The sequence below is a fragment of the Psychrobacter sp. TB55-MNA-CIBAN-0194 genome, assembly GCF_040309505.1.
GTDB lineage: Bacteria > Pseudomonadota > Gammaproteobacteria > Pseudomonadales > Moraxellaceae > Psychrobacter > Psychrobacter fozii.
Genome location: NZ_JBEOOW010000001.1, coordinates 501,270 through 514,694, shown reverse-complemented (window position 1 = coordinate 514,694; position 13,425 = coordinate 501,270). Strand labels below are relative to the sequence as shown.

The window sequence follows — 13,425 nt, the reverse complement described above, 5'->3', positions numbered from 1 at the left end:
TAGCTGACAGTAGATAAAGTATTAGATAAATAAAAACAGAAAAATAAGGCCAACATGAGCGTTGGCCTTATTTCTTATGAGACAGCTTCTAAGTCATTCATTATTCACATTGAAAGAATGTGTTGAAAGTATTAGGGATTGACAAATTATGGAATAATAGGCGCATCTTGGTTTGGTTGGGTGATGCCGCGTGGTGGCTGACTGTTTTGCAGATTGCCATTTGTACCACGTGCAGGAGCAGCATTACTTGCTGGTGCATTGGCAGAAGCAGCATTTGCGCTAGGCAGTCTTAGCTGGTTGGCATTACGAATCATCTGTGTCTTGGTAGCACCATTGTAGTTGCCTGACGCTACTGATTCATCGTCTACGCTTGAACGACCAAGCTTACCAAAGGTGATTTTGTTCAGCCAAGTGCTGTCACGTTTGGTCTCTAACTTCACACTGCCATCACTGGTTAACCAGCTTGGATAGTTAATCTGTAATAGGGTTTTGTACTCATTTGCCAAATCCGTTAGACCCAATTTTTCGTTGCTATAAGCTAGCGTGGCAAGGGCTTTTGGAATGGATTCACTGAGTGGATAGTACTGGAATACCCATTTGGCACGGTTGGCAGCGGCGACGTAAGCTTCGCGCTCGATGTACCAGTTGGCAGCACTCATTTCGCTTTCAGCAAACTGATTGTAAATGAAAGTCATGCGCTGTGCAGCATCTGGTGTATAAGGGCTGTTTGGGTATTTATTAACCAGCTCTTGGAAGTTGGCAAAAGCAATACGCAAATAAGCAGTATCACGTTCGGCTTGGTTCATTTTGAACAGTTTTAAGCCTTCTGATGATCCTTGCATGTTTGCCACACCGCGAACATAGTAGGCGTAGCTTACTTGTGGATTAGAAGGGTATAGACGAATGAACTGTTCAGCGCTTGACGCTGCCATTTCATATTTACCGCCTTCATATTGTGCGTACATCATATCGAGTAGTGCTTGTTCAGCATATTGCCCGGTAGGGTAAAAGGTACGTAAGTTAGTCAATTCTTCGATAGCTTGTGTGTGGTGGCTCTTATCAAGCTGTTCGATGGCATCGTTATAATAACTTTGCTCTGATTTTTGAGCAGTTTCTACCGCATCGACGTCAGCGCCGCCGGTCAAGTTTTTGAAAGTTTGACAACCGACTAGGCTTACACTTAGCGTAAGTAGAGTTATTGAGGACAGTTTGATAAACGTATTGCCAACAGCTTGCATACTTCTTCTCCGACACGAGGCGCATAATAACAGCAGCGCTATTATGCTACATAAAAGGTTAATAATAAAAAACGATGCTTTGAGGCATCCGCTAACTGTCTAGTATCAAGCATACTCATCGTCGAGTAGCCTCACCATCAACATGGTTTTTATTGAATGCAGTTTATTGTAATGGTGTATGGGCTTATTAATAGACCCTAATAAAAACGTTATTTTTTAATTCAGTGCAATAGCATACAGCAAAACATAGTCATACTTTATAGAATAACGTTTGCTTCGTCTATTTTTTCGATATGTGCAATCTATCGTATTGGATATTCGACCATGACAGTGGCAAAGATTGTTTTTGCAAGATCTGAGTCAGGTCATGGTTGCCGAGCTTCAGTGCTTATGCCGCAGTACTTATCGTGTTAGTACCTATTAGTGCTAGTATCTATGATATGGCTGGCAATACGGCTAGTAATAAGCCACATAATATCTGATTTCAGTTCGGCATTTTAGCATGAGCGGCTATCACGAGCGATATCGAATGTCGCTGATACCGATAAATATACAGTAAATTACAGCAATGTCATATTTTAGAGAGTTAACCGGCGATACTGAGTGTGTGTAAGTTATCATCAAAAATGATAGATAACGAGCAGCTTCTATAGGGCTTAAGCACTCGGCATGGTACACTATCGCGATATTGCTGCCGATTTTTTTGACAATGATTGCTATTATGATAAGCAATAAATACGTGACCGGCAGTCTGGTTTTTTGTAAAATTTTTAAAAAGTTGCCTGACAGAATGAGGTTAGGCGCTTTGCTATGTATTAATTTATTATGAATAATAATGCTATAACCACCCATTTACCACCGAATCAATCGTTAGATACTGATTCATCAGCACAAGAGTCACCGATGACAAATGACGTTTTAAAAAATAGTGAGTTACTTGACGACAATCAGCCAGCGCTTGATGAGCAATTGCATGATGATGCGATTTCAGAAGAAGTGATGCGACCAGATAGTGATGCAGATGACATCGATGATGGTGATATTGATGATAGCGACATTGACGATAGCGATGATGATGAGTCTTCAGCTTCGGGTCCAGCCGTTCCAGTAGCGATAGAGTTGACCCATACTGTCACAGAAGATCAGTCAGGTCTGCGTATCGATAAGGTTGCCTCGCTAGCATTCAAAGACTTCTCGCGTGTGCAGATACAAGGCTGGATCACTGACGGTAGCTTACTCTATAACGGCAGTGTGCAAAAACCAAAGGTTCGTGTCAAAGCTGATGATGTGTTGCATCTATCGACAACGTTAGAGCAGCATAGTGAAGACCAACCAGAAAATATAGACATCCATGTCGTCTATGAAGATGACGACGTGCTGGTTATTAATAAGCCTGTCGGCATGGTCGTGCATCCTGGTGCTGGCAATCAGACCGGTACTTTGGTCAATGCGTTACTGTATCACTATCCGCAGCAGCACCATTTGCCACGTGCAGGTCTGGTGCATCGGATTGATAAAGATACTTCTGGACTGTTGCTTATCGGCAAAACCAAACCTGCGCAGATGGCACTGATGGAGCAACTAAAAGATAAGTCAGTCTATCGCCACTATCAATGTGTGGTGGCAGGTGATAAGGCAAGCCTAACACGCCATCGTCATATTGACGCACCCATTGGTCGTCACCGCAATCAACGTACCAAAATGACTGTGATGACAGCAGGACGTGAGGCCGTCACTCATCTATTAAATGTGACACCGCTTAATGGTAACTACTGTCTATTAGATGTAGGACTGGAGACGGGTCGTACTCACCAGATTCGTGTGCATTTAAGCCATATTACCTATCCGATAGTGGGTGACCGCGTTTATGGTGGTCGTCGTCAATTACGAGCCGGTCTCACAGAAGCGCAGCGTCAAACGATTAACAATTTCCCGCGCCAAGCCTTGCATGCTTATACGCTAGGTTTTGTACATCCAACGACAGGTGAAGATATGGAAGTCAACACGCCGCTGCCTGAAGATATGCAACAACTCATAGCCGTACTTAGCGATGGTTATGATGCTGAGTAAGCAATTATTCAGAGTAGTTGTGTAAAATATGGTGTGTTCAATATGGTTTAGAATTCAGAAGAGGCTAGACAGGTGAGTGAAAGTACTACACCTTGTAGACTGAGCGAGCCTGATATAAATCTGTATCTACGCTATATAAGCTATAGAACTAACTATAAAACCAAGTATTGAAATATTGTCAGCCACATATACATGATTCATTGAGATGGTAGATCCAGTCATGATTAATAAGCTTCCTATGACATTGCTAGCGCAAATTGATGATGTCGCTGTTTTTCAAACGGCGGCTTTTTTGACTGATGTTGTCAATGATTCTGAGTCAAAAACTCAAACAATAGGACAGCAAAATCCGGCAGATTACGGTGATCTAAATTTAGGCTTGCATGTCAATGATGATGCGGCAAAGGTGCTGAAAAACCGCATGTGTCTACTGTCTGGCATCAATGAAAGCTTTTTAGCATCAGCATCAAAGCGCTTTCAATATGTGCCGATTAAACGTTTGCACTGGGTCAGTCAAGTCCATGGTAATCAAGTTCACGATGTCGATGCCTCCGCGCTCAGTATGACACCCATGGCGGCTGATGCGATGGTCAGTCAGCAACAAGGTATCGGACTTGCCATAATGACGGCTGACTGTGTGCCTATCGTCTTGTACCAACCGGCGACAGGACAGATAGCCGCGATTCATGCAGGCTGGCAAGGCTTGGCTTGCGGTGTTATCAAAAAAACAGTGAATAGGTTTGATAGTACGATGCCGATTCAAGCTTGGATAGGCGTTTGTATTAGTCAGGCGAATTATGAGGTGAATACAGACGTCCGTGACAAGCTATTTGCAGGGTGCAAAGAGAACCAAGCAATGTCAGAGACACAACTTGATGATTTTGTGGTGCTCTTTTCTATACCATCTCAAGATGACAAAATTAAGCTGGATTTACCAAAGCTTGCGGCTATGCAGTTAGAGACTGCTGGCGTGACGGTTATTAATGACTTACCTGTAGACTGTAGTTATGCCGACAGTCGTTATTACTCGTATCGTCGTCAGACACATTTGCAGCAGCCAGCCACGGGACGTATGGCATTAGTGATTGCCCGTAGTATGCAGAGCAGTGATGGCTAAATGAGTGTTGTCTGATTAACACAATATGCTTTATATAACAAAAAACAGCAGGTTAAAATTAACCTGCTGTTTTTTTATTCAATCACCACTATTTTATTAACAGACTGAGTCGCTAGACTTTGGCACTGACAAGCCGAATAAAGGACGTAAATACAGAGCCAAGAACGTACCAGCCATCGCGAGTATGCCCCAGATATAGCCATGTAAGCTAAAAGAAGCGATACCACCAAAATAAGCACCGATATTGCAACCAAATGCTAGACGTGCGCCATAACCCATCATCAAACCACCAATCACTGAAGCTGCAAAGTTGCCTTTAGTAATGGTCGTAAATTTGAATAAGCCACCAGCCGCTGACGCAATGAAAGCACCAATGATGATACCGATGTTTAGTACCGTCGTTGAATCAGCAAATATAGACGCATTTAGCGCTGCTGCGTTTGCGCCTTGCCAATAGCCCCAACTCGCGACATCAACCCCGAAAGCGCTCGCAATTTTAGATCCCCATAATGAAAATGCGGACGTGATACCCCAAGGCTGACCACGTGTTGCTAGCGTTAATGCATTCAGTACACCTAGTACAATCGCTGCTGCAAATAGCGGCCAAGAACCACGGAAAATACGTTTCCAGCCTTTTTCGGAAGGAACAGGCGCCATTTTAGGGGCTTTGGTTCTTTTTTCAACGACCAAGGTTATCCATGCGATTATAGCAAAAAGAGCCAAAGAGACCATCCAAGCACCGCTGTAACCAAGACCGGTAGAGGTAGCCAAAGAAAACGGCTCAAAGCTCGGCAGCTCTTCTGTCCAAAATGGCAGATGGTAAGCACCAATAGTGGCACCAACGATAAAGAAGATAAACGTGATGAACATCACTGAACGACCACCACCGACAGCATAAAGAGTACCAGAGGCACAGCCGCCACCAAGCTGCATACCAATACCGAAGACGAATGCGCCAACGAAGAGACTGACACCTATTGGCGCGACATAACCTGCGACTGGCCCACCAAAAATGGTCGTGCCAAAGGCTAGAATAGGGGCAAACAGCGTCACAGCAATGGCGAGCATCAGCATGTGTGAGCGCATCGCTTGTCCATTACCGACTGACATTAACCGCCTAAATGCGGAGGTAAAACCGAAGCGAGCATGAAAGAGGGTATAGCCCAGCAGCAAGCCAATGCCGAGCAATAGTGACTGAGAAATATGTTGCGTATCTAGCAAATAGACCAGCATGAGAAAGCTCACAATGGCGCCGCCTGCTACCAGCATTTTTTGTGGATCATTCAAGCGAAGACTGTCTCTTACGATTGGATCTCGCGCCTCGTTTACGGGTTGAACTCTTAACGTTGTCACAGTAGTAGTCTCCTCTGCTTATCGATTTGATTGTGATTTCTTTATAGTTTTCTTATGATTTTTTTAATTCATTAATTGTATTTATGCGTAACTTAGGAATAAGCGCTACATCATAATCCTATTACGGTAAAAATAGAAACAAGCCTGAAAGAAAAGCTGGAATTAACATATGCGTATATGGAATAAATAAATGTAATTATTAACGATTATTTTTTCTTATTTAATACGCACAAGATGTGCTACATAACGTTCGACAAAGTTTCGATTTACATAAGTGAGTTGATAATTTGCTGAATATTGCTACTCTATGACAGTCTGTTAATAGGTAGTGTGATTATCTTTGCACCTGACGATAGCGTCATTAACGACAGCTATCCGGTACTAACGATATGATTACAGGCTATAATGGCTGTAATTACTCAGAAAATTCTAAACGTTACTATTATTTAGCGACTCATTATTCATCAATTCATTCATTACTAGAGCCCGTATGACTACATCTATATCGTCTGCTTCAACTGTCACTCACCAAGCTAATAATCTATCTATCGCGGTTATTTATCATAGTAATTATGGTCATACCAAGCGTGTGGCTGAGGCCATAGTAACAGGTGCCCGTCAGCAGTTACCAGAATCGCAAGCCAAGGCGGTAGATGTCCATGAAGTGGATTGGGAGTTTTTAGATCAAGCAGATCTGCTGGTATTTGGTAGTGCCGTATACATGGGTAGCGTCACGGCTGAATTTAAGACTTTTATGGATGAAACCTCAAAGCGTTGGTATCATCGTAAGTGGGAAGGGAAGTGGGCAGCAGCTTTTGCCAACTCTGGCGGATTAAGCGGTGACAAACTTGCAGTATTACAGCAGATTTCTCTATATGCCATGCAGCATGGGATGAATTGGATTGGACTACCATTGATGCCGACGGGCCATGAAACCCACGACCTAAACCGTCTATCTAGCTTCCTAGGTTTAATGACGCAGTCACTCGATGGCCCACCTGAAGAAACGCCAGGATCTGGAGATATCGACACTGCTATTTGGTTTGGTGATCATTTGGCTAAAACCGTTATCAAGCATCAACCAGCCAATACACAGAGTTAAAGCGACTTTATCGAACGTAACCTGAATAAAAAAAGCAGACTATAAAGTCTGCTTTTTTTGTGTCTCTCAATTCTGTTACTGGTCATTCAATTGAGTCAAATTCGATGTGACAGGAATCGGACTATCAACAAACTGGAACGACTGACAACCTGTTAATAACAGAATAGATGTGAATATATAAGTGAGCGTTAATGACTTCATAATGATGTCTCAGACGGCGATTGGCAACGTGGAAATAGCGCCTATCATAAACAAAATATGGTGAGGTGCAATAACTATGTGTCATAGCATCATAAAAATATTATTTATAATCAGACGATTTTGATTTCGGTCTATGTATCCATTATGTACAGCCCAAACGAATAATGATAGTAAATATCGCTTATTTGCAATGGTTCATCGCAGTGATAGATCATTCATGAGAGACGTAATTTTGTTAAACAGTCTATTTAGTTATTGTTTTTAAAGGATTTTTTAAAATACGTATTATTACCCTATAAAAACACATAAAAATTTGCCGGAAATAGATGGCTGTCAGACAGTTCTTTAAGTTTTGTAAAAATTTTAGGCCAATAAGTTACCATTCAAGTAATAGTAGCGAAAAAGTCTTACATTGGTGAGGTGAGTAGACATTATCTAGAAACTATTTTTACTAGGTGCTTTTTTTGTCAGATGCTTTCCATAAAGATGGTTTACTCGTTATTTTGTTTTTTAATGAATTGTTTGATGTTTGATGTTTGATGTTTGATGTTTGACGCATAGAGCAGCAAAAATAAATAGTTATAAAGACGCTACTCACTATCGAATATGTCGTCAAACCTCTCTGTGAAATACCCTAGGTACCAGCTATATGAGGATATTATGAAGCCAATTCCTATGATGTTATCGATGCTCGTAATGGGTATTACCTCCAGTGCTGTGATGGCTGAAGGAACAAGCACGGCCAGTGCTCGCTTGCCTACCACCATATTAGCGGATTCTAGTCTATCTAATGCCGGTTTGCCTAATGTGCGTCCCGCTAATAGCGATATCGTCAACCGCGGTGCTTATATTGCTCGTGCTGCTGACTGTATGGCATGCCACGGTGAAGACTATACTGGCGGTACAGCGATTGACACTCCGATGGGAAGTATCTATTCAACCAATATTACCCCGTCTAAGCGTTATGGTATCGGTGACTATACCGAGATGGATTTGAAAAATGCGCTGCAAAAAGGTCGCGCTCCCAAGCATATGTTATATCCTGCCATGCCATATGCTGCATATAGCGGCATGAAGGAAGAAGACATCAGCGCGTTATTTGCCTATCTGCAAACCGTGCCAGTCGTTGATGAGGCACCAACGCAAAAAACTGAATTGCCATTTCCTTTTAACATTCGTACGCTCATGCTGGGCTGGAACTTTTTAAATGTTCCTTCTACCGAGAACCGTGATGGACTCACCCAAACACAGCAACGCGGTGAATATATCGTCAATAACCTAGAGCACTGTGGCACTTGCCATACCCCGCGTAATAGCACCATGGGCTTTGATAAAGAAAAATATCTATCAGGCGCTCAGCTTGGTCATTGGCATGCGCCCAATATCACACCTGACGAGTCAAGTGGCATTGGCAATTGGAGTGAACAAGATATTGTCACGTATCTACGTACCGGCGAGCTTGACCAACGAGCTTATGCGGGAGGGCCAATGGGCGAAGCAGTTGCGCACAGTACTCGCTATCTTAAAAATGAAGACCTGAGTGCCATTGCTTCTTATTTAAAAGCTGTTCCTGCGATCCAAACAGAAGATAAGGTCGCAGCCGTTGATATCTCTCGTTTACCAACACCAATCAACGAGTCCATTACGCACGATTTACTCGCCCAAAATGAGTATTTGACTCAAGCTAAAGCAGAGGTTAGCAACGGTAGTGATTCATCAGAATCGCTATATCTGGCGGCTTGTGGCAGCTGTCATGGTGTCGATGGTAATGGACAGCCTGATGCACGTTATGCGCCTATCGTCGGACTCAGCAGTATTCGTCGCGACAAGCCTGATGCACTCGTGAACATGATTCTTCATGGAGTAGAAGGGGCGACCAATACTTCGCCTATCATGCCAGGGTTTTCAGACGAGCTTAATAGCGAGCAAATCGCTGGTATCACCAATTATGTACGTGTGAATTTTGGTGGCCTTACGAGTAGTGAGGTGAGCGCTGATGATGTCGATCGCATTGCAACGACGGGTGCTGATACGCCATTTTTAATTAAATATGCGGGCCTGCTGGCAATAGTTGGCATTATCGTGGCCGTCATTATTATTGTATTTATCATACGAGCAATCTTGCGTGCTAGGCGTCGCCGTTAATCCAGTAATTCTATAAATACGATTTAAATACTTATGACAAGAAAGGCGTTAAAGGCAACACGGTAAGGCACGACAGCTTAAACAACAAAATGAAAAACTAAGCCAAGCTGATTCATCGTCTCAATGCCTCCTGTTTTGCACGAACGCCTACTTTAAGGACTTTATTATGAAAGACATGCCTCAGTCTCCAACACGGCGCCAACTGCTCTCGATGATTGGTAAGACAGCGGGTGCAACGGCGATGTATCAGGCAATGACGACATTAGGATTTGCTTCAGAGTCGAGTTTCAAAGAGACCATGGATCTAAAAGGTGCACCTCCGGGCGCTAGTATTGTCGTTCTCGGTGCTGGTCTTGGTGGACTGACAGCGGCTTATGAGTTACGTAAAGCAGGCTATGATGTCAAGGTTCTCGAATATCAGAACCGTGGCGGTGGTCGCAGCTGGACATTGAACAGCGGTGATAAATATATAGAGCTTGGCGGTGAAGAAGTCACCTGTGATTTTGAAGAAGGCAATTATTTTAATGGTGGGCCATGGCGTTTGCCCAGTCATCACTATGCCATCTTCCATTATTGCAAACAGTTCGGTGTTGAGCTGCAGCCATTTATTCAGACCAATGATCGTGCGTATCTGCACCGTAGCACTCATTTTGGCGGTGTACCTCAACGTTTGGGTGATGTAAAAAACGATATCCAAGGTCACGTCGCGGAGTTGTTATCGAAGTCCGTTAACGTCGGTGCTCTCGATCGTTCTGTGAATAAAGAAGATAAAGAGAAACTGTTAGAAGGCTTAAAAGGTTGGGGTGTGCTCGATAAAGACTATCGCTACCGTGCCAGTAATGAGACCAGCAAACATCGCGGTTTTAGTGTGTTTCCGGGTGGCGGCTTGATGCCTGATGCGACCCCATCAAAGCCACTGCCTATCAGTGAGATATTAGAGTCGGGTATGTGGGCAGATATCTATAGCAATCATATGACTTATGGGCATCAGCCAACCATGTTTCAGCCAGTGGGTGGTATGGGTAAAATCGGTGATGCATTCACCCGCGAATGTCGAGATATGATTGAGTTTAATGCAAAAGTCACCAAAATCCATCAGGACGAAAGTGGTGTGACGGTCGATTATGTCGACAGCAATAGTCCAGATGGCGCCACTAAGACCATCCGTGCAGATTGGTGCGTCTGTAATATCCCACTAACGATATTGACGCAGATGGATATCAATGTCTCAAAACCTATGAAACAGGCGATGGCCGCTGTGCCTTATGAGAGCTCTTATAAAGTTGGCTTAGAGTTTAATCGTCGATTTTGGGAAGAAGATGAGTGGATATTTGGTGGTCTGACTTATACCGACATGCCCATTGCTCAGATTGCCTATCCGTCACAAAATATGTTCAAAGATGGGACAGGGGTGTTGCTAGGCGCGTATGGTTACGGCCCGACATCTTATAAGTTCAATACCCTAACGCCGAAAGAGCGTATCAATGTTGCACTTGCCTATGGTAAATATATCCATCCTCAGTATCCCAAAGAATTCCGCGCAGGTACGTCAGTTGTCTGGCACCGTATCCCATGGACGCTTGGCTGCTATGGCATCTGGAACGAATCGACCCGTCGGCAGCATTACGATACCCTGTGCAGTATTGATAATCGTATCGTACTGGCAGGCGAGCATTGTTCACACATTCCAGCATGGCAGGAAGGCGCTATTCTATCTGGTATGGATGCCGCAAAGCGCCTACATAAAAAAGCAAAAATACTAGGTTAATACGAATAACTATAAAATTCAGAGGCTATCATGGATAATGCAATCGTGAAGAAGACAGTCATAAAAAACATGACACCCAAACTGCTGAATGTGATGTTGCTAAGTGTGGTGAGTAGTGCGACACTGCTAGGTTGTAGTCAGCGGTCGGATGATGCACAAACGATAGCCAGTGTACAAGAGAAAGAAGCTACGCAACCTGCTGATTATCAAGCCAGCCGTAATACAGGCGCTTGGGGTGCAGTCCATATGAGTCGTGATGAGCTTGCAAAACCTTCTACAAATATCGTCGATGACAGCTCACTGCCCAATATGGAAAATGACCCAAGTATTACTAAGTGGGAAGCAAAATTTGAAGGCACCAATGCATTTGTGACAACAGATGGTGAAAAGCTATATCACGACTCTTGTGCAGCCTGTCATATGCATAAAGGTGAGGGTGCTTACGGCGCAGGCTATTATCCACCACTGGCTAATAACAGTAAGATGCAATCAAAGTATTACATCATTGATATCTTAATGAATGGTTTTCGCGGTATGCCGTCATTTCATGGGATGATGAATGATGAGCAGATGGCTGCGGTTACTCAATATGTGGTCAGTGACTTGAATGGCTTTACCGAGACGGTAACGGCTGAAGACGTAGCAAAACTGCGTCATGACAACCCACCAGCAGGTGATCCGAGTGATGATTAATACTGTTTACACTTTTAGCTAATGGCTATTAAAGAAAAATATCTAGGGCGTGTCCTCATTTTAAAAATGGTGATAAAAATGAGATAAATCGCAGTCAAACAAGGAAAATAGCGCAGATAATATCGAGATATTAGTCAGCTATTTGACGTTGTTTGGCAAGATTTAGCCATTTTTAACCCATTTAGATGACTATCGATTGAATTGAGGACACGCCCTAATATACAAATTACTTCACTACTGCTCTTAGAAAAAAAGCGCTTAACAGATAGTTAGGCGCTTTTTTATATACAAGGATTTATAGATTGAGAAAGAAAGTAAGTGGATTATTTACTTCGGACTGGCTGACCATACTGGTGAGCGAATAGTACCTTGTCCGGACTTGCCAAACGTCTCACCACCATTTAGTGATTTTATTGTAATAATGCCTTTACCACCCTGTTTTGAAGCATAGACTACGCGCTTACCGTTAGGCGAAAAGCTCGGTGCTTCATCAATGCCCGTATTGCCCAAATTAGCCGTTATTGCGCCATTGCTATTCATGATAGCGGCTGATGAGCCATTCAAAAAGGCAATTTGTGAACCATCGCTATTGAACTGCGGGCTAGTCGCATAACCACTATTTGATAGCTTCGTAGTACGTCCTGAGCCAAACTCATAACGATAGATTTGTGGCTTATTGAAACCTGCGCGGTCACTGACGAACACAAAAGATTGACCATCAGGCGCATAGCTTGGCTGTACTTCACTGCTTGGCCAGCTAGTGAGTCTTTTAGGTTGACCGCCACTGGCACTTATCTCGTAAATATCAGCACTGCCTTCAAAGCTGCTAGAGAATAATATTTTGCTGCCATCTGGTGAGAATGATGGACTCAAGTTACTACCAGGAAATGGCGTTAATGCGGTTGCGCCGCCGCCATCAACGTTTTGTACGTAGATGACTTGATAAGACTGATCACGTTGTACAGAGTAAGCAATGCGTTTACCGTCTGGTGACCAAGCGGGTGAAAAGATAGACCCTTTGACTTCAGCAAGTGTTCTCGCATTTTCACCATCAGCATCCATGATTTTTAGGCGTGAGACTTTATTCTTACCGCTTAATTCCTCTTCAATATAAGCAATACGTCCTGAAAAATCTCCTGGCGTCCCGGTAATCAACTCATATATTTTATCTGCGATGACGTGCCCAGCATAACGCATACTTTCTTTATCGTTATTAGCCGTTAGACTTTGTTTGCCTGCTAGTATTCGCCCTGACTTTACTTCAATAACTTCATAGTTGGTGGTCACTTTACCGCGATTGGTACTGCTGCTACCGACGACTAGGTAAGGAATACCGATACTTTGCCATACGGGTAGTGTACCTGCTAACTCGTTGCTACTATGCGGTTGCTGTGGCAAATTTTCGCTAGTCACTTTTAGCTCGGTTTTACCTAAGTCATTTAGGATAATAGAAGACATGACGGTGTCACCAGCGAAGGGAACAAAAGCGGCTTGGTTTTGTTGAGTAGGAATGTCGTAATCTAGTTCCAGAACGACAGGAGCTGCAAATATACTTGGAGCGACAAGCAAAGCTGAGGCACTGGCAAGTAAAGATGTGAGTAGTTTTTTGTGAGTACGCATGAGTAATTCAAGCTCCTGAAAAAGTATAGTGATCATTTCTACAAGTAATCAATCAACCATAAAGGTATGGGAATACCTTCAACAGTATAAGATTATTAAGGTAACGTTATCAATAATG

9 protein-coding genes are annotated in these 13,425 nt (G+C 43.2%); 6 read left to right on the top strand and 3 right to left on the bottom strand.

The window, feature by feature from the left end:
* Positions 1–146 precede the first annotated feature (146 nt).
* On the bottom strand, positions 147–1,238 hold the full coding sequence (locus AAEY75_RS02020; protein WP_352258102.1) for an outer membrane protein assembly factor BamD: 1,092 nt from the start codon (positions 1,236–1,238) through the stop codon (positions 147–149).
* Positions 1,239–2,063: 825 nt separating this feature from the next.
* Between AAEY75_RS02020 and AAEY75_RS02015 the strand changes: the two genes are divergently transcribed.
* Together AAEY75_RS02015 and AAEY75_RS02010 are read left to right on the top strand one after the other, a co-directional pair.
* The gene (locus AAEY75_RS02015; protein WP_502944356.1) at positions 2,064–3,308 is read left to right on the top strand and encodes an RluA family pseudouridine synthase; all 1,245 of its coding nucleotides are present in this window, start codon (positions 2,064–2,066) and stop codon (positions 3,306–3,308) included.
* Positions 3,309–3,528: 220 nt separating this feature from the next.
* Positions 3,529–4,425, top strand: a complete 897-nt coding sequence (locus tag AAEY75_RS02010) for a purine nucleoside phosphorylase YfiH/LACC1 family protein (protein ID WP_197216160.1) — start codon at positions 3,529–3,531, stop codon at positions 4,423–4,425.
* A gap of 96 nt (positions 4,426–4,521) precedes the next feature.
* Here AAEY75_RS02010 and AAEY75_RS02005 read toward each other — a convergent pair whose 3' ends face one another.
* Positions 4,522–5,778: a YeeE/YedE family protein gene (locus tag AAEY75_RS02005; RefSeq protein WP_197100271.1), complete on the bottom strand. Its 1,257-nt coding sequence runs from the start codon at positions 5,776–5,778 to the stop codon at positions 4,522–4,524.
* Between the two features lie 490 nt (positions 5,779–6,268).
* Between AAEY75_RS02005 and AAEY75_RS02000 the strand changes: the two genes are divergently transcribed.
* From AAEY75_RS02000 to AAEY75_RS01985, 4 genes are all read left to right on the top strand, one after another.
* Positions 6,269–6,880, top strand: coding sequence for a flavodoxin family protein (locus tag AAEY75_RS02000; RefSeq protein ID WP_352258099.1), 612 nt, complete (start codon positions 6,269–6,271; stop codon positions 6,878–6,880).
* Positions 6,881–7,741: 861 nt separating this feature from the next.
* Positions 7,742–9,226: a c-type cytochrome gene (locus tag AAEY75_RS01995; protein WP_352258097.1), complete on the top strand. Its 1,485-nt coding sequence runs from the start codon at positions 7,742–7,744 to the stop codon at positions 9,224–9,226.
* 166 nt (positions 9,227–9,392) lie between these two features.
* Complete coding sequence (locus AAEY75_RS01990; protein WP_352258095.1) at positions 9,393–10,994, top strand: flavin monoamine oxidase family protein; 1,602 nt, start codon at positions 9,393–9,395, stop codon at positions 10,992–10,994.
* Positions 10,995–11,024: 30 nt separating this feature from the next.
* Entirely contained in the window at positions 11,025–11,687 is a 663-nt protein-coding gene (locus AAEY75_RS01985) for a cytochrome c (RefSeq protein ID WP_197100275.1), read from the top strand.
* A 327-nt stretch (positions 11,688–12,014) separates the two neighbouring features.
* Here AAEY75_RS01985 and AAEY75_RS01980 read toward each other — a convergent pair whose 3' ends face one another.
* The gene (locus tag AAEY75_RS01980; protein WP_197216152.1) at positions 12,015–13,307 is read right to left on the bottom strand and encodes a beta-propeller domain-containing protein; all 1,293 of its coding nucleotides are present in this window, start codon (positions 13,305–13,307) and stop codon (positions 12,015–12,017) included.
* Positions 13,308–13,425: the final 118 nt, after the last annotated feature.